The following is a 16,976-nucleotide window of genomic DNA, read 5'->3' as shown; positions in this document are numbered from 1 at the left end:
GCATGAGCATGCCTTTGTTATTTCTTCTCTTATCTCTGAATAGTTCTGTCCCGACGGACGGTTTTCCTTCCTTATTGCCGCTAAACCCTCGCCATATAAGGCTTTTTCTCTGAATTGGTGACTTGACGCTGTTTGGAGGCCTTTCTATAGTGTGCGAAAGTGGGGTGAAGTGGGTGAAAGTGGATTTTTTTGGGTTTGGCGTTGTCACAACAGTGGTCTCATCAGAGGAATAACAAAACGTGTTTCGTGGAGCGAACGCCATCAATCTGGACGCCAAGGGGCGACTCGCGATGCCTGCCCGGTATCGTGACCGTCTGCTGGACTCCTGTGGCGGTCAATTGGTCGCGACCATTGCCCTCGAAGAACGTTGCCTGTGGATCTACCCGATGCACGAGTGGGAAGCCGTCGAGCAGCAGTTGCGCAAGGCGCCGAACATGCATCCGGCGGTCAAGCGGCTCAACCGCCTGCTGATCGGTAATGCCAACGAAATAGAACTGGACAGCCATGGCCGCTTTGTCGTGCCGCCGCTGTTACGCGATCACGCTGGCCTGGACAAGAAAGTCATGCTGGTAGGTCAATTGAGCAAATTCGAGCTGTGGAGTGAAGAGGTCTGGCAGGCCACCACCGCAGCTTATCTGGAAGAAGAGCAGGATGTCGGCGAGCTGCCGGCAGAACTGCATTCACTGAGCCTATGAATCAGCAGACCGAATTGAAACATGTCAGTGTACTGCTGAACGAAGCGCTGGAAGGACTGGCGGTTCGACCGGAAGGCACCTATATAGATGGCACTTTCGGCCGCGGCGGGCACAGCCGCGCCATTCTCCAGCAACTGGCCGAAGGGGGGCGGCTGCTCGGCTTCGACAAGGACCCGGAGGCAATACGGGTCGGGAAACAGCTGGCGGCCGAAGATGGCCGCTTTGTCGTTGTACAACGTTCATTTGCCGATATGGCCGAAGAGCTGCGCGAGCGCGGCTTGCATGGCCGTATCGATGGCGTGTTGCTGGACCTGGGCGTGTCCTCGCCGCAGCTGGATGACCCGCTGCGTGGCTTCAGTTTTCTCAACGACGGCCCGCTCGATATGCGCATGAATCCTGATATCGGCCAGAGCGCCGCCGACTGGATCAACAGCGCTGACGAAGCCGACATTGCCACTGTGCTCTGGGAATATGGCGAGGAGCGTTTCTCCCGCCGCATGGCCCGGGCTATCGTCAACCGTCGCGCCGAGCAGCCGTTCACCCGTACCGCGGACCTGGCTGAAGTGATCAAGGTTGCCAACCCCGCCTGGGAAAAGCACAAGCATCCGGCTACCCGCGCTTTCCAGGGGATCCGCATCTTCATCAACCGCGAGTTGGAAGATCTGGCTGACGGCCTGCGCGCCGCCCTCGAGGTGTTGGCGCCGGGCGGCCGTCTGGCCGTCATCAGCTTCCATTCGCTGGAGGATCGTCAGGTCAAGCAGTTCATGCGCCGCGAAGCCAAAGGTGCGCCACTGCCCCGTGGACTGCCGGTGCGTGATGCAGATATTCACACCAGTCTGAAACTGATCGGCAAAGCCATCAAACCATCGGCTGACGAAGTCGCCGCCAACCCACGCGCCCGCAGTGCGGTATTGCGCGTGGCGGAGAAACACAGATGAGCGAACAGACCCAGTCCGCCACCAACCAGACCCGTTCCGGCCTCCCCGCCGGCAGCGGCTGGTTGCTTACGGTCTGGATCCTGATTCTGGGTAGTGCGCTGGCGGTACCCTACAGCGCACATTGGAGCCGTCAGTTGCTTAATGAACTGGCAGCCGAGATGACCCAGCGCGAGAAGGCGCAGGCAGAGTGGGGTCGGTTGATCCTCGAGCAGAGCACTTGGACGGCGCACAGCCGGGTTGAGACGATTGCGACCCGCCAGCTGGGCATGCGGGTTCCCGAGCCCAACGAAGTGATTCTGGTGCAGCCATGAAGAAATTTGCCCTCAAGCCCAATGGCAGTCTCTATCCCTGGCGTTTCCGGCTGGTCATCGCGTTGCTCGGACTGTGCTGCGTGGCGGTGACCTGGCGCATTGTCGAACTGCATGTATTGGACGAGGGCTTCCTCAAGAACCAGGGCGACAAGCGCAGCGTGCGCCACGTACCCATTCCCGCCCACCGTGGGCAGATTACCGACCGCAATGGTGAGCCGCTGGCAGTGAGCACGCCGGTCTTGACCATCTGGGCCAATCCGTCCCAGTTGATCAACCAGCAGCAACAGTGGCCTGCGCTGGCCGAGGCGCTGGGTACTGACCTGTCCACCTTCAGTCAGCGCCTGCAGAGCAATGCCGACAAGGAATTCATCTACCTGCGTCGACGCATGGTGCCGGCGGCTGGCGAAGCGGTCATGGCGCTCAAGGTGCCGGGTGTCTACAGCATCGAGGAATATCGACGCTTTTATCCGGCGGGAGAAGTGGCGGCCCATCTGGTCGGCTTCACCAACGTGGATGAGAAGGGTCAGGAAGGTGTCGAGCTGGCTTATGACCACTGGCTGGAAGGCCTGCCGGGCAAGCGCCAAGTATTGCAGGACCGGCGCGGCCGGCTGATCAAGGATGTGCAGGTGGTCAAGAATGCCCGCCCGGGCAATGACCTGGCGCTGTCCATCGACCTGCGCCTGCAGTATCTGGCGCACCGTCAACTGCGCGAAGCGCTGCAGGAATTCGAGGCGCGGGCCGGCTCCATCGTCATGCTCGACGTGCGCACTGGCGAAGTGCTGGCGATGGTCAACCATCCCACCTACAACCCCAACAACCGCGCCAACCTCAAGCCGGACATGATGCGTAATCGCGCGCTGATCGATGTGTTCGAGCCCGGTTCCACGGTCAAGCCGATCTCCATGAGCGCCGCGCTGGCATCCGGTCGCTGGTCACCCACCGATCAGGTCAATGTCTACCCCGGCACTCTGCGTATCGGGCGCTATACCATTCGTGACGTGTCCCGGGCGCCGGGCGGCGTACTCGATCTGACCGGTATTCTGCTCAAGTCCAGTAACGTTGGCATGAGCAAGATCGCCTTCGATATCGGTGGCCCCGCGCTGCGCGAAACCATGCAGAATGTCGGTTTCGGCCAATATACCGGGTTGGGCTTCCCCGGCGAGCGGGTCGGCAACCTGCCGAGCTACCGCGAGTGGCGCCAGGCTGAAACCGCCGCGTTGTCCTACGGTTATGGCCTCTCGGTGACCACCATGCAGATGGCCCAGGCCTACGCGATTCTCGCCAATGATGGACGCAAGGCGCCAATGTCGCTGCTGCGCATCAACGAGAAGCCGGGCACCCAGCAGATGATTCCCGAGGACGTGGCCCTGACTGTACAGGGCATGTTGCAGCAGGTGATCGAATTGCCGGGCGGTACGTTTCGGGCCCAAGTGCCTGGTTACCACGTGTCCGGCAAGAGTGGTACGGCGCGCAAGACCAGCGTCGGCAGCAAGGGCTACAAGGAAGACTCCTACCGTTCGCTGTTTGCCGGCTTCGCCCCCAGTACCGATCCGCGCATCGCCATTGCCGTGGTCATCGATGAACCGACCAAGGGCGGCTATTACGGCGGCCTGGTCGCGGCACCGGTGTTCAGCGGCTTGATGTCCAACGCCCTGCGCCTGCTGAATATCGCTCCGGACAATCTGGCCGAGATGCAACAGGTCGAGTTGCCGACCGTGGATGCCGGGGAGGAGCGCGGATGATGCAGCTCCAGCACCTCATTCCCCAGTGGCAGGGCGCACCGGTAGAGATTGCCGGTCTGACCCTGGATAGTCGCAAGGTGGCGCCGGGCTTCCTGTTCCTGGCCATGCCGGGGCAACGCCACGACGGCCGTCAGCATATCCAGCAAGCCATTGCTGCTGGTGCCGCCGCGGTGGCCTATGAGGCCGGCGATGGCTTTAGCTGCGACGCCGATATTCCCACGCTGCCGGTTGTACAACTGGCGAATGAGCTGTCCGCCATTGCCGGACGATTCTACGGTCAACCGGCGGATAGCCTGGGATTGATCGGTATTACCGGCACCAATGGCAAGACCAGTGTCAGCCAGATGCTGGCCCAGGCGTTGAACCGTCTGGGCCAGCCGTGCGGTGTCATCGGCACCCTCGGCAGTGGCCTGCCGGGAGCCTTGCTCGACCATGGCATGACCACTCCCGATGCGCTGGCGGTGCAACAGCAGCTGGCATCGCTGCGTGATCAGGGCGCTCAGCGGGTCAGTATGGAAGTGTCGTCCCATGCATTGCAGCAGGGCCGGGTGGCTGCATTGCAGTTCGAGGTCGGTGTGTTCACCAACCTGAGTCGCGATCATCTGGATTATCACGGCGACATGGCCAGCTACGGTGCGGCCAAGGCCCGCTTGTTCGGTCAGTCGCGGACTGCTGTCATCAACCTCGATGACGACTTCGGCCGACAACTGGCGGCCAATTGCCCGGTACCGGTTGCTACCTACAGCGTGAGCGACGAGGCGGCCGACCTGCATTGCAGCGATATCCGCTTCGACGCCGAAGGTATCAAAGCGCGACTGCATACTCCCGCCGGTAGCATCGACCTGCGCAGCCCGCTGCTCGGCACATTCAACCTGTCGAATCTGCTGGCGGTCGCTGGCGCTTTGCTGGCCCTGCGGATATCCCTGGACCAGGTTGCCGAGCTGCTCGGCGAGCTGCTGCCGCCGGATGGCCGCATGCAACGCCTGGGTGGCAACGGCCAGCCGTTGGTAGTGATTGACTATGCCCATACCCCGGACGCCCTGGAAAAGGCACTTGCTGCTTTGCGCGCCCATGTGGCCGGGCGGCTGATCTGCGTGTTCGGCTGTGGTGGTGACCGTGATCGCGGCAAGCGTCCGCTGATGGGACGCATCGCCGAGCAGGGCGCCGACCAGGTGGTGGTGACCGATGATAATCCGCGTACCGAGCCATCCGTCGCGATCATCGAGGAAATCCGCGCCGGTATTGAACAACCACAGCGGGTCACAGTCATAGCCAACCGTGCCGAGGCCATCAGCCAGACTATCGCCCGTGCCGAGCCGGGGGATGTGATCCTGCTGGCTGGCAAGGGCCACGAAACCTATCAGGAGATTCATGGGGTGCGTCACCCTTTCAGCGATATCGAACAGGCCGAACGCGCCTTGCAGTACCGGGAGGATCAGCATGCTTGAAGCCATGCGCCTGTCGGATTTGCTCAAACCGCTCAACGCTGCACTCAATGGCAGCGATGCCAGCTTCGACAGTGTCAGTATCGACGCCCGTGCGGTGCGCCCTGGTGCGCTGTTCGTGGCGCTGCCCGGCAGCCGAGTGGATGGCCATGACTTCCTCGCCCAGGCCCGCGCCAACGGTGCGACCGCCGCCCTGGTCGAGCGGGCCGTGGATGACCCGCTGCCGCAACTGGTGGTGCATGACGGTGCCTATGCGCTGGGTCAGCTCGGCGCCTTGAACCGTGCGGCCTTCACTGGTCCGCTGGTGGCCATTACCGGTTCCAGCGGCAAGACCACAGTGAAGGAGATGCTGGCAGCCGTTCTTGCCGAATGCGGTCCGGTACTGGCCACTCGCGGCAACCTGAATAACGAACTGGGTGTGCCCCTGACCCTGCTGGAACTGGCCCCCGAGCATCAGTATGCCGTGGTGGAGATGGGCGCGGCCGCGCTCGGCGATATCGCCTACAGCATGCGCCTGGCCAAGCCCAGCGTGAGTGTGTTGACCAACGCGGGTGTGGCGCATATCGGCCGGTTCGGCAGCGAGCAGGCCATCGCCGAAGCCAAGGGCGAGATATTTGCCGGTCTGGACAGCCAGGGCCAGGGCGTGATCAACCTCGACAGTCCGTGGTTCGAGAACTGGTACCAGACCCTGGGCCAGCGCAAGAAACACGTGTTCAGCACCCAGAACCCGACCGCCGAGCTGCGTGCCGAGAACATTCGCCTCGATGATTCCGGCTGCGCCCAGTTCACCCTGATAGCGCCCGCCGGGCAGGTCGACATCCAGCTGCAGCTGGCGGGGCAGCACAACGTCGCCAACGCCCTGGCGGCGGCGGGCGCGGCATTGGCGTTGAACGTGCCGCTGGATGCCGTCGGTCGTGGCCTGGGTAAGCTCCAGCCAATGGCCGGTCGCGGCCAGCGCCTGTCCGGTTACAACGGCGCAACAGTTATTGATGACAGTTACAACGCCAACCCGGCGTCGGTACGCGCGGCGATCGAGCTGTTGGCCAGTCTGACCGGGCAGCGTCTGCTGGTGCTGGGTGACATGGGAGAGCTGGGCCAACTGGAAGACCAGGCACATACCGACATCGGTGCCTACGCTCGGGAGCAGGGGCTCGATGGCCTGTATGCCACCGGCCGACCGTCGGCGCTGGCAGCTGCGGCCTTCGGTAACGGCGGCCAGGTGTTCCCCGATCGCGCCGCACTGGTGGCGGCACTCAAGACACGGCTGGACTCGAACTCCCGGGTACTGGTCAAGGGCTCGCGCAGTGCGGGTATGGAAGAAGTCGTCGCCGCTCTGGTGGCAGGCTCGCAAATCACGGACGAGGGCTAGCCGACATGCTGCTGATACTTGCTCAATATCTCCAACAGTTTCACACCGGCTTCGGTGTATTTCAGTACCTGACCCTGCGCGGCATCCTGGGTGTGCTCACTGCCCTGGGACTGGCGCTGTTTCTCGGTCCCTGGATGATCCGTACCCTGCAATTGCGCCAGATCGGCCAGGCAGTACGCAATGACGGGCCGCAATCGCATCTGTCGAAAAAGGGCACACCCACCATGGGGGGTGCGCTGATCCTGATGGCCATCACCGTCAGCACGCTGCTCTGGGCCGACCTGAGCAACCTGTACGTCTGGGTGGTGCTGGGCGTGACCGTCAGCTTCGGCGCCATCGGCTGGGTCGATGACTACCGCAAGGTGGTGGAGAAAAACTCCCGCGGCCTGCCGTCGCGCTGGAAGTATTTCTGGCAATCGGTGTTCGGCCTGATGGCGGCGGTGGTGCTGTACCTGGCGGCGGAAACCCCGCTGGAAACCACCCTGATCGTGCCGTTCTTCAAGAATCTCGAGTTCCAGCTGGGCATCTTCTTCGTGGTGCTGACCTATTTCGTCATCGTTGGCTCCAGCAACGCGGTCAACCTCACCGACGGGCTGGATGGCCTGGCGATCCTGCCGACGGTGATGGTGGGCGGTGCGCTGGGCATCTTTGCCTACCTGTCGGGTAACTTCCAGTTCTCCCAGTACCTGCTGATTCCCTATGTGCAGGGCTCCGGTGAGCTGCTGATCTTCTGCGGCGCGCTGATCGGTGCCGGCCTCGGTTTCCTGTGGTTCAACACCTATCCGGCCCAGGTCTTCATGGGCGATGTGGGGGCGCTGGCTCTGGGGGCGGCGCTGGGCGTGATCGCGGTAATCGTCCGTCAGGAAATAGTGCTGTTCATCATGGGCGGCATTTTCGTGGTCGAGACCCTGTCGGTGATCGTTCAGGTGGCCTCGTTCAAGCTGACCGGCCGCCGGGTGTTCCGCATGGCGCCCATTCATCACCATTTCGAACTGAAGGGCTGGCCCGAGCCGCGGGTCATCGTACGTTTCTGGATCATCACCGTGGTACTGGTGCTGATCGGTCTGTCCACGCTCAAGTTGCGTTGAGGAAAACAAGGTGTCACTGATCACTACGGACAAACAGCGGATCATAGTCGGACTCGGGGCGACCGGCCTGTCGGTTGCCCGGTACCTGGCTGGTCGTGATATGCCGTTTGCCGTTTGCGACACCCGCGCCAACCCGCCGGGCCTGGACAAGCTCAAGCGCTTCGCGCCCATGGCCGACCTGCATCTGGGTGAGCTGGACGCCGAGCTGCTGAGCAGTGCCGGCGAGCTGATCGTCAATCCGGGTATCGCCCTGGCCACGCCGGCGATCAAGGCGGCAATCGACGCTGGCGTGAGCGTGGTCGGCGACATCGAACTGTTCGCTCGCGAGGCGGATGCGCCGATCGTCGCGATCACCGGTTCCAATGCCAAGAGCACCGTCACCACCCTGGTTGGCGCCATGGCCGAGAAGGCCGGCCGGCAGGTGGCGGTGGGCGGCAATATCGGCACGCCTGCGCTGGATCTGCTGGATCAGCGCGCCGACCTCTATGTGCTGGAGTTGTCCAGCTTCCAGCTCGAGACCACCCAGGCGCTGAACGCCGAAGTGGCCACCGTGTTGAACGTCAGCGAAGACCATATGGATCGCTACAGCGGCCTGGCGGCCTATCACCTGGCCAAACACCGCATCTTCCGCGGTGCCCGGCAGGTGGTGATCAATCGGGATGATGACCTGACCCGCCCGCTGGTGGCCGATCAATTGCCGTGCTGGAGCTTTGGCCTGTCCCGCCCCGACTTCAAGGGGTTTGGTCTGGTGGAAAAGAATGGCGAAAACTGGCTGGCCTTCGAATTCCAGGCGCTGATGCCTACCGCCAAGCTGAAGATCCGCGGCGCGCACAATCAGGCTAACGCTCTGGCGGCACTGGCGCTGGGGCACGCCATCGGCCTGCCGATGGCAGCCATGCTGGATGCCCTGCGCGAGTTCGCCGGTCTGCCGCATCGCTGCCAATGGCTCGGCCAGCACGGCGGGGTGGATTACTACGACGATTCCAAGGCGACCAACGTCGGTGCGGCGCTGGCGGCCATCGAAGGCTTTGGCGCTGACCTGCAGGGCAAGCAGGTGTTGATTGCCGGCGGCGACGGCAAGGGGGCTGACTTCTCGGCGCTTATCGAGCCGGTAAGCCGTTACTGCCGGGCGGTCGTTCTGCTCGGCCGGGATGCTCCGGTATTGGAGCAACTGCTGACCGGTCATGTGCCGGTACAGCGGGTGACTACCCTGGACGAAGCGGTTGCGGCAGCTGCAGCGGCAGCCGAGCCGGGCGATGCGGTGCTGTTGTCACCGGCCTGCGCCAGCCTGGACATGTTCCGCAATTTTGAAGAACGCGGCCGGCTGTTTGCCGACGCGGTCGGGAGGTTGCCGGTATGATCTTCACCGACGCCATGCAACGCTCACTTGCTCCGCTGATCGGCGAGCGCCGCTTCGACCTGGATATGCCGCTGCTGGTAGGTGGTCTGGCCTTGCTCGGACTGGGATTGGTAATGGTCACGTCCGCGTCCATGGAAGTGGCCGCCGGGCAGCTGGGCAACCCTCTCTACTATATGAACCGTCAGCTGGTGTACATGCTGATCGGTGTGATGGCGCTGCTGGCCACCCTGGCGGTGCCGGTCGGATTATGGGAGCAGTTCCGCTTCCCGCTGTTGTTCCTCGGCTTTGCCCTGTTGATCGCGGTACTGATTCCGGGTATCGGGCGGGAGGTCAATGGCAGCTGGCGCTGGATTGCCGTCGGGCCGATCAACGTGCAACCCTCGGAGCTGGCCAAGCTGTTCGCCGTGGTGTTCCTGGCCGGTTATCTCGTCCATCGGCGGGACGAGGTCAAGGAACAGTGGTTCGGCTTTATCAAGCCATTCATGGTGCTGGGGCCGATGGCCTGGCTGCTGATCATCGAGCCGGACTTCGGTGCCACCGTGGTACTCATGGGCGCGGCTACCGGCATGCTGTTCCTTGGCGGCGTCGGGCTGTTCCGCTTCACCCTGCTGTTCGGTTCGCTGGGCGGTCTGGCGGCATTGCTGGTGTTGTTCGAGCCCTATCGCCTGCAGCGCCTGACCAGTTTCCTCAATCCCTGGAACGACCCCTACGGCACCGGCTATCAGCTGACCCAGGCGTTGATCGCCTTCGGCCGCGGCGAATGGTTGGGTACCGGACTGGGCAACAGCATCCAGAAACAGTTCTACCTGCCCGAGGCTCACACCGATTTCGTGTTCGCGGTGCTGGCCGAAGAGCTGGGCCTGATCGGCGCGCTGGCGGCCTTCGCGCTGTTGATCTTCGTCGCGGTGCGGGCCCTGTATATTGGTCTCTGGGCCGAGAAGGCCGGACGTTATTTCTCCGCCTATCTGGCCTATGGCCTGGCGATCATGTGGTGTGGCCAAGTGCTGATCAACGTCGGCGTGAATATCGGCTTGCTGCCCACCAAAGGGCTGACCCTGCCGTTCCTCAGTTACGGGGGCAGCTCGCTGGTGGTCTGTTGTATCAGCCTGGGGCTGTTGCTGCGTATCGACTGGGAGCGCCGGCAGGCGCTGCGGGAGGCTGCCAATGACCAGTAAGGTATTGATCATGGCGGGCGGTACCGGTGGACACGTATTCCCGGCGCTGGCCTGCGCCCGGCAGTTGCAGGCGCAGGGCTATGAAGTGCACTGGCTGGGCACTCGCCGTGGCATCGAAGCCGAGCTGATTCCGGCGGCCGGGATTCCCGTGCATTACATCGATATCCAGGGGCTGCGCGGCAAGGGCAAGGCTGGCCTGTTGAAGGCGCCGGTGCGGCTGCTGCGGGCCCTGAGCCAATCCCTCAAGGTGGTACGCCAGCTGCAACCGGTTTGTGTACTGGGTGCTGGCGGCTATGTCACCGGTCCCGGCGGTGTGGCGGCCTGGTTACGGCGCATTCCCCTGGTGATTCACGAACAGAACGCCGTGGTCGGTACCACCAACCGGCTGCTGGCAAACATCGCCGCGCGTCGTTGCGAAGGATTTGATGGCAGTTTTGCGCCGAGTGCCAAGCGGCGCAGCACCGGCAACCCGGTGCGTGAAGATATCTTTGCCGTGCCGCCAATGAGCTGGGACGGCAGTCGCTCGCCGCGCTTGCTGGTACTCGGCGGCAGCCTTGGCGCATTGCCGTTGAACCGACTATTGCCCGACGCGCTGGCGCAGCTGCCTGCCGATCAGCGGCCGCAGGTGCGCCACCAGTGCGGCAAACAGCATGTGGAAGCGGCCCGTGAGGCCTATACCAGTGCCGGTGTGGAGGCCGCAGTTGAACCCTTCATCGCCGATATGGCCGAGGCTTACGCCTGGGCCGACCTGGTGGTGTGTCGCGCTGGGGCGCTGACAGTCGCCGAACTGGCGGCTGCCGGGCGCCCGGCGCTGCTGATCCCGTTGCCCCACGCTATTGATGACCACCAGAGCGCCAACGCCCGTTATCTGGCTGATCGCGGTGCAGCCGAGCTGCTGCCGCAGAACACCTTGACCGCCGCGCAGCTGGCGCAGCGGCTGAACACCCTGTTTACCCAACCGGAGACGTTACAACAGATGGCAGAACATGCCCGCAAGCAGGCCAAACCCGACGCCACAGCGGATGTGGTCCGCGCCTGCCTGGAGGTCGCCCGTGAACACTAAGGCCACCTATAGCCTCCCGGCCATGCGCCGTATCCGTTGTATTCATTTCGTCGGGATCGGCGGTGCGGGTATGTGTGGTATTGCCGAAGTGCTGTTGAACCTGGGCTATGAAGTATCCGGCTCCGATCTCAAGCGCTCGGCGGTGACCGCACGCCTGGAAAGCTTCGGCGCCCGGGTGGATATCGGTCATCGCGCCGAGAACGTGCAGAGCGCCGATGTGCTGGTGGTGTCCAGCGCGATCAATCCGAGCAACCCGGAAGTGGCCGCGGCGATGGAAAAGCGCATCCCGGTGGTGCCCCGTGCGGAAATGCTCGCCGAACTGATGCGCTATCGCCACGGTATCGCCGTGGCCGGTACCCATGGCAAAACCACCACGACCAGTCTGGTGGCCTCGGTGCTGGCTGCCGAAGGCCTGAGTCCGACCTTCGTCATCGGTGGCCGGCTGACCAGTGCTGGCACCAATGCCCAGCTGGGCGAAAGCCGCTATCTGGTGGCCGAAGCCGATGAAAGCGATGCCTCCTTCCTGCACCTGCAGCCGATGACCGCCATCGTTACCAACATCGATTTCGATCACATGGCGACCTATGAAGGCGACTTCAATCGCCTCAAGCGCACCTTTGTCGATTTTCTGCACAACCTGCCGTTCTATGGGCTGGCAGTGCTGTGCATCGATGATCCGGTGGTGCGCGAGATCCTGCCGCAGATCAACCGCCAGGTCATCACCTACGGCCAATCCGAGGATGCCGACATTCGCGCGGTGGATATCGAGCAGCGGGGTATGCAAACCCATTTTACCGTGCTGCGTGAAGGCCATGAGCCGCTGCGGGTGTTCGTCAACATGCCGGGTGTGCACAACGTACTCAACGCCCTGGCCACCATTGCCGTCACCGCCGATGAGGGGGTCAGCGACGAGGCCATCGTCAAGGGGCTGACTGGATTTGAGGGGGTCGGTCGCCGCTTCCAGGTGCATGGAGATTTCCCGCTGGGCGACGAGGGCGAGGTAATGCTGGTGGATGATTACGGCCACCACCCTCGCGAAGTGGCTGCAGTGATCAAGGCCGTGCGTGGCGGCTGGCCTGACCGCCGGCTGGTGATGATCTATCAGCCCCATCGCTATTCACGTACCCGTGATCTGTACGAAGACTTCGTGCAGGTGCTGGGCGATACCAATGTGTTGTTGTTGATGGAAGTCTACCCCGCTGGCGAGGAGCCGGTACCGGGTGCGGACAGCAAGCACCTGTGCCGCAGTATCCGCCTGCGCGGGCAGATCGACCCGCTGTATGTCGAGCGTGATGCGGATCTCATGCCGCTGCTCCGGGCTGTGCTGCAGCCGGGCGACATCCTGCTGACCCAGGGCGCCGGCGATATTGGCGGTTTGGCACCGCAGCTGGCGCAGGCATTGACCCAGCTGGGCAATGAACGAAAAGGAGATAAGGCGTAATGGTCGACGTAGAAGCCTTTGGTCGAGTGGCGGTGCTGTACGGCGGCACATCAGCTGAACGTGACGTTTCGCTGAAGTCCGGTGCTGCGGTACTGGCCGCGCTGCAGGGCGCCGGGGTGAACGCTTTCGGCATCGACGCCGGGGCTGACCTGGCCGAGCGCCTGATCGCCGAGCGTCCTGACCGGGTATTCATTGCGCTGCACGGCCGCGGTGGTGAGGACGGTAGCCTGCAGGGGCTGCTTGAATGCCTGCAGCTGCCCTATACCGGCAGCGGCGTCATGGCCTCGGCACTGGGTATGGACAAGCTGCGCACCAAACAGGTGTGGCAGAGCCTGGGCCTGCCGACGCCAGCTTACGCCGTGTTGCGCGACGAGCAGGAGTGCGCCGCGGTAGTCGAGCGCCTCGGCACGCCGTTGATCATCAAGCCGATCCATGAAGGGTCGAGCATCGGCATGGCCAAGGTGCACTCGCTGGACGAACTCCAGGCGGCCTGGCAACAGGCACTGAAGTATGACGACGTTGCGCTGGTCGAGCAGTGGGTAACTGGCGCCGAGTTCACCGTCGGTATTCTTGACGGCCAGGCGCTGCCGGCGATTCGCCTGAGCACACCAAACACCTTTTATGACTACCAGGCCAAATACCTGGCCAATGATACCCAGTACCAGTGCCCCTGCGGTCTGCCGCCGGAGCGCGAGGCCGAACTCGCTGAACTTTGCCTGCAGGCCTTCAGTGCCGTCGGCTGTCGCGGTTGGGGACGGGTGGATCTGATGCAGGACAGCGATGGCAACTTCTACCTGCTCGAGGTCAATACCTCGCCGGGGATGACTGACCATAGCCTGGTGCCCATGGCCGCAGCCGCGGCGGGTCTGAGTTTCACCGATCTGGTGCTGGCGATTCTCGCCAGTGCCCGTTACTGAGGACTGCACATGTTGCTGGGGCTGATGATCCGGGACCAACGCGCAGGCAGGACTGCCGGGCGGCGCAATGCGCCGAACCGGGGCGCCGTGCGCGTGACCCCGCCGGCCCCACGCAGCTGGCCGCGGTTGAGCATGCCGTCTGTCAATGACGCCGCACGCCGCATGCAGCAACTGCTCTGGCCGCTGTTGCTGGTGGTGCTGGGCATGGGACTGTACGAGCTGGCCAACCGCCTGCAGCCATTGGCGCAGCGGCCTATCAGCCTGATCAATGTCGAAGGCGATCTGCAGTACATCGACCGCGAGTCGGTGCATCAGAGCATCGAGCCGTATCTGGAAGAGAGCCTGCTGACCATCGATCTGGAGGCGCTGCGCGCGGACCTTATCGCCATGCCCTGGGTCGCCAGCGCAGCGGTCACGCGGGTCTGGCCGGACCAGTTGGTGATCACGCTGGACGAGCACCTGCCGGTGGCGCGGTGGGGGGATTCAGCACTATTGAACAACGCTGGACGGGCCTTTGTGCCAGAGCATATCGACAGCTTTGAAGGTTTGCCCCTGTTGAACGGGCCGGAACGGACCAAGCGCCGGGTGATGCAGACCTATCAGCAATTCAACCGGCTACTGCGGCCCTACGGGCATCGCGTGGCGCAACTGGAATTACGGGACCGCGGCAGCTGGTTCCTGACCACCCGCGAAGGAATCGAGATCCTGCTGGGGCAGGGGGATGTGGTGGAAAAAATGCAGCGCTTTCTGACCATCGACAAGCTGATGCTGTCGGACCGCCGCGAACTCATTGCGCGGGTCGATCTGCGCTACAGCAACGGCATGGCAGTGGCATGGCGCGAGCCTGCAACGATTCAATCGGGGAGTAACGAGTAATCATGGCAAGCAAGCAGGGTAGCAGGATGATCGTCGGACTGGATATCGGCACCTCCAAGGTAGTCGCTCTGGTCGGCGAGTTCGGCGCAGACGGTGAGCTGGAAATCGTCGGCATCGGCTCGCATCCGTCCCGCGGCATGAAGAAGGGCGTGGTGGTGAATATCGAATCCACCGTGCAGTCCATTCAGCGCGCCATCGAAGAGGCCGAGCTGATGGCTGGCTGCCAGATTCATTCGGTGTTCGCCGGCATCGCCGGTAACCACATCCGCAGCATGAACTCCCATGGCATCGTGGCCATTCGTGAGGGCGAGGTGGTGCAGGCGGATATTGAGCGTGTATTGGATGCAGCCCAGGCGGTAGCCATTCCCGCTGATCAGAAAGTGCTGCACATCCTGCCGCAGGAATATGTGATCGATAACCAGGAAGGCGTCCGCGAGCCCCGTGGCATGTCCGGCGTGCGGCTGGAGGCCAAAGTGCATCTGGTCACCTGCGCCATGAATGCAGTGCAGAACATCGAGAAATGCATCCGTCGCTGCGGCCTGGAAGTCGAGGACGTGATCCTCGAACAACTGGCCTCCAGCTACTCGGTGCTGACCGAGGATGAGAAAGAGTTGGGCGTGTGCATGGTGGATGTCGGCGGTGGCACCACTGACATCGCCATCTTCACCGAGGGCGCGATCCGCCATACCGCGGTGATTCCGATTGCCGGCGATCAGGTGACCAATGATATCGCCATGGCCCTGCGCACCCCGACCCAGCACGCTGAAGAGATCAAGATCCGCTACGCCTGCGCACTGGCCAAACTGGCCGGCCCGGAGGAGACCATCAAGGTTCCGAGCGTGGGTGAACGCCCGCCGCGGGACCTGTCACGCCAGGCGCTGGCGGAGGTGGTCGAGCCGCGGTACGACGAACTGTTCACCCTGATCCAGGCCGAGCTGCGCCGGTCCGGGTACGAAGACATGATTCCGGCCGGCATCGTACTGACTGGCGGCACCGCCAAGATGGAAGGTGCTGTCGAGCTGGCCGAAGAGATATTCCATATGCCGGTGCGCCTGGGCGTACCGCAGGAATTCAAGGGACTGGCTGACGTGGTGCGCAACCCCATCTACTCAACGGGGGTGGGGCTGTTGCACTACGGCATGAAGCACCATGCCGATGGCAATCAAAGTAGCTCGGAGCAGAGCAGGGAGTCGCCGCTGATCAAAGTTAAGCGGTGGTTCAAGGGGAATTTTTAACAGACCCGCACAAGCGGGCAGCCGGGGGTAACCCGGCAAGCGGTACCAAACGAAACGAAACCAGATGAAACAAGACGAGTGTCAGACTCGAGGAGATGGGACCATGTTTGAATTAATTGATAACCTCCCGCAAAACGCAGTGATCAAGGTCGTCGGTGTCGGCGGTGGCGGTGGCAACGCCCTGCAGCACATGGTGGTCAACAATGTTGAAGGTGTGGATTTCATCTGCGCCAATACCGATGCTCAAGCCCTGAAGAACATGACCGCGCGCACCGTGCTGCAACTGGGCTCGGCCGTGACCAAGGGGCTGGGTGCCGGCGCTAACCCGCTGGTCGGCCGCGAAGCCGCGATGGAAGATCGCGAGCGTATCGCAGAAGTGCTGCAGGGTGCTGATATGGTATTCATTACCGCCGGCATGGGCGGTGGTACCGGTACCGGCGCGGCGCCGATCGTGGCCGAGGTCGCCCGTGAAATGGGTATCCTGACCGTGGCCGTAGTGACCAAGCCGTTCCCGTTCGAAGGCCGCAAGCGTCTGCAGATCGCCGAAGAAGGTATCCGCGAGCTGGGTCAACACGTCGACTCGCTGATCACCATCCCCAACGAGAAGCTGCTGACCGTTCTGGGCAAGGACGCCAGCCTGCTGTCGGCCTTCAGCAAAGCCAACGATGTACTGTTGGGCGCGGTACAGGGCATCGCTGACCTGATCATCCGCCCCGGCATGATCAACGTCGACTTCGCCGACGTGAAGACCGTGATGAGCGAAATGGGTATGGCAATGATGGGTACCGGCCACGCCAGCGGCCCGAACCGTGCCCGTGAAGCTGCCGAAGCGGCAATCCGCAGCCCGCTGCTGGAAGATGTCAACCTGATGGGTGCCCGCGGTATCCTGGTCAATATTACCGCTGGTCCGGACCTGTCCCTGGGCGAGTTCTCGGAAGTGGGTAATACCGTTGAGGAATTCGCCTCGGAAACCGCCACTGTAGTGGTCGGCACCGTGATCGATCCCGAGCTGCGCGACGAGCTGCGGGTCACCGTGGTCGCCACCGGTCTGGGCGCGCGCATGGAGAAACCAGTGAAGGTGGTAGATAATACTCCGGCACCGGCAGCAGCCCGTCAGTCGGATGCGACCGCGCCGAACTACCGCGATCTGGACCGCCCGACCGTCATGCGCAATTCCAACGCGGGCGGCAGTGCAGCCGCGGCACGTCTGACCCAGCCGGCTGAAGACCTGGATTATCTGGACATCCCGGCCTTCCTGCGTCGTCAGGCAGATTGATTTGATCAATCGATGGAATAGGGCTGATTAGTGTTCAACGAAGGC

At 62.8% G+C, this 16,976-nt stretch carries 15 protein-coding genes; all 15 read left to right on the top strand.

The features are described from left to right. The first annotated feature begins 239 nt into the window (after positions 1–239). A complete protein-coding gene (gene mraZ, locus QAO71_RS13315) occupies positions 240–695 on the top strand; it encodes a division/cell wall cluster transcriptional repressor MraZ (RefSeq protein ID WP_036989437.1) in 456 nt (151 codons plus the stop codon). Continuing rightward, positions 692–1,633, top strand: a complete 942-nt coding sequence (gene rsmH, locus QAO71_RS13310; protein WP_280164664.1) for a 16S rRNA (cytosine(1402)-N(4))-methyltransferase RsmH — start codon at positions 692–694, stop codon at positions 1,631–1,633. The genes mraZ and rsmH overlap by 4 nt, the downstream gene beginning before the upstream one ends. Further along, positions 1,630–1,944 carry a cell division protein FtsL gene (gene ftsL / locus QAO71_RS13305; protein WP_036989440.1) on the top strand — a complete coding sequence of 105 codons (315 nt, stop codon included), beginning with the start codon at positions 1,630–1,632 and terminating at the stop codon, positions 1,942–1,944. The genes rsmH and ftsL overlap by 4 nt, the downstream gene beginning before the upstream one ends. Then, the gene (locus tag QAO71_RS13300) at positions 1,941–3,686 is read left to right on the top strand and encodes a penicillin-binding protein 2 (RefSeq protein ID WP_280164663.1); all 1,746 of its coding nucleotides are present in this window, start codon (positions 1,941–1,943) and stop codon (positions 3,684–3,686) included. The genes ftsL and QAO71_RS13300 overlap by 4 nt, the downstream gene beginning before the upstream one ends. Then, complete coding sequence (locus QAO71_RS13295; protein ID WP_280165689.1) at positions 3,686–5,134, top strand: UDP-N-acetylmuramoyl-L-alanyl-D-glutamate--2,6-diaminopimelate ligase; 1,449 nt, start codon at positions 3,686–3,688, stop codon at positions 5,132–5,134. Before QAO71_RS13300 ends, QAO71_RS13295 begins: the two co-directional genes overlap by 1 nt. Then, positions 5,127–6,500, top strand: coding sequence for a UDP-N-acetylmuramoyl-tripeptide--D-alanyl-D-alanine ligase (gene murF, locus QAO71_RS13290; RefSeq protein ID WP_280164662.1), 1,374 nt, complete (start codon positions 5,127–5,129; stop codon positions 6,498–6,500). Before QAO71_RS13295 ends, murF begins: the two co-directional genes overlap by 8 nt. A gap of 5 nt (positions 6,501–6,505) precedes the next feature. Beyond that, complete coding sequence (gene mraY / locus QAO71_RS13285; RefSeq protein WP_280164661.1) at positions 6,506–7,588, top strand: phospho-N-acetylmuramoyl-pentapeptide-transferase; 1,083 nt, start codon at positions 6,506–6,508, stop codon at positions 7,586–7,588. A gap of 10 nt (positions 7,589–7,598) precedes the next feature. Continuing rightward, positions 7,599–8,948: a UDP-N-acetylmuramoyl-L-alanine--D-glutamate ligase gene (gene murD, locus QAO71_RS13280; protein ID WP_280164660.1), complete on the top strand. Its 1,350-nt coding sequence runs from the start codon at positions 7,599–7,601 to the stop codon at positions 8,946–8,948. After that, positions 8,945–10,123: a putative lipid II flippase FtsW gene (gene ftsW, locus QAO71_RS13275; protein WP_083392364.1), complete on the top strand. Its 1,179-nt coding sequence runs from the start codon at positions 8,945–8,947 to the stop codon at positions 10,121–10,123. Before murD ends, ftsW begins: the two co-directional genes overlap by 4 nt. Then, positions 10,113–11,186, top strand: coding sequence for an undecaprenyldiphospho-muramoylpentapeptide beta-N-acetylglucosaminyltransferase (murG, locus tag QAO71_RS13270; RefSeq protein WP_074777762.1), 1,074 nt, complete (start codon positions 10,113–10,115; stop codon positions 11,184–11,186). The genes ftsW and murG overlap by 11 nt, the downstream gene beginning before the upstream one ends. Positions 11,187–11,208: 22 nt before the next feature. Further along, on the top strand, positions 11,209–12,627 hold the full coding sequence (gene murC / locus QAO71_RS13265) for a UDP-N-acetylmuramate--L-alanine ligase (RefSeq protein ID WP_218144709.1): 1,419 nt from the start codon (positions 11,209–11,211) through the stop codon (positions 12,625–12,627). After that, on the top strand, positions 12,627–13,544 hold the full coding sequence (locus tag QAO71_RS13260) for a D-alanine--D-alanine ligase (protein WP_280164659.1): 918 nt from the start codon (positions 12,627–12,629) through the stop codon (positions 13,542–13,544). The genes murC and QAO71_RS13260 overlap by 1 nt, the downstream gene beginning before the upstream one ends. Positions 13,545–13,553: 9 nt before the next feature. Further along, the gene (locus tag QAO71_RS13255; RefSeq protein WP_083392365.1) at positions 13,554–14,420 is read left to right on the top strand and encodes a cell division protein FtsQ/DivIB; all 867 of its coding nucleotides are present in this window, start codon (positions 13,554–13,556) and stop codon (positions 14,418–14,420) included. Positions 14,421–14,422: 2 nt separating this feature from the next. Then, entirely contained in the window at positions 14,423–15,655 is a 1,233-nt protein-coding gene (ftsA, locus tag QAO71_RS13250; protein WP_036989452.1) for a cell division protein FtsA, read from the top strand. 103 nt (positions 15,656–15,758) lie between these two features. Next, a complete protein-coding gene (gene ftsZ / locus QAO71_RS13245; RefSeq protein ID WP_036989453.1) occupies positions 15,759–16,931 on the top strand; it encodes a cell division protein FtsZ in 1,173 nt (390 codons plus the stop codon). Positions 16,932–16,976 lie beyond the last annotated feature (45 nt).

The organism is Halopseudomonas sp. SMJS2, from assembly GCF_029866945.1.
GTDB lineage: Bacteria > Pseudomonadota > Gammaproteobacteria > Pseudomonadales > Pseudomonadaceae > Halopseudomonas > Halopseudomonas bauzanensis.
This window is presented reverse-complemented; position numbering and strand designations above follow the sequence as displayed.

Bases quoted from the DNA above. Each gene is read 5' to 3' on its own strand.
- rsmH (WP_280164664.1), top strand. From the start codon at position 692: ATGAATCAGCAGACCGAATTGAAACATGTCAGTGTACTGCTGAACGAA.
- ftsL (WP_036989440.1), top strand. From the start codon at position 1,630: ATGAGCGAACAGACCCAGTCCGCCACCAACCAGACCCGTTCCGGCCTC.
- QAO71_RS13300 (WP_280164663.1), top strand. From the start codon at position 1,941: ATGAAGAAATTTGCCCTCAAGCCCAATGGCAGTCTCTATCCCTGGCGT.
- QAO71_RS13295 (WP_280165689.1), top strand. From the start codon at position 3,686: ATGCAGCTCCAGCACCTCATTCCCCAGTGGCAGGGCGCACCGGTAGAG.
- murF (WP_280164662.1), top strand. From the start codon at position 5,127: ATGCTTGAAGCCATGCGCCTGTCGGATTTGCTCAAACCGCTCAACGCT.
- mraY (WP_280164661.1), top strand. From the start codon at position 6,506: ATGCTGCTGATACTTGCTCAATATCTCCAACAGTTTCACACCGGCTTC.
- ftsW (WP_083392364.1), top strand. From the start codon at position 8,945: ATGATCTTCACCGACGCCATGCAACGCTCACTTGCTCCGCTGATCGGC.
- murG (WP_074777762.1), top strand. From the start codon at position 10,113: ATGACCAGTAAGGTATTGATCATGGCGGGCGGTACCGGTGGACACGTA.
- murC (WP_218144709.1), top strand. From the start codon at position 11,209: ATGCGCCGTATCCGTTGTATTCATTTCGTCGGGATCGGCGGTGCGGGT.
- QAO71_RS13260 (WP_280164659.1), top strand. From the start codon at position 12,627: ATGGTCGACGTAGAAGCCTTTGGTCGAGTGGCGGTGCTGTACGGCGGC.
- QAO71_RS13255 (WP_083392365.1), top strand. From the start codon at position 13,554: ATGTTGCTGGGGCTGATGATCCGGGACCAACGCGCAGGCAGGACTGCC.
- ftsA (WP_036989452.1), top strand. From the start codon at position 14,423: ATGGCAAGCAAGCAGGGTAGCAGGATGATCGTCGGACTGGATATCGGC.
- ftsZ (WP_036989453.1), top strand. From the start codon at position 15,759: ATGTTTGAATTAATTGATAACCTCCCGCAAAACGCAGTGATCAAGGTC.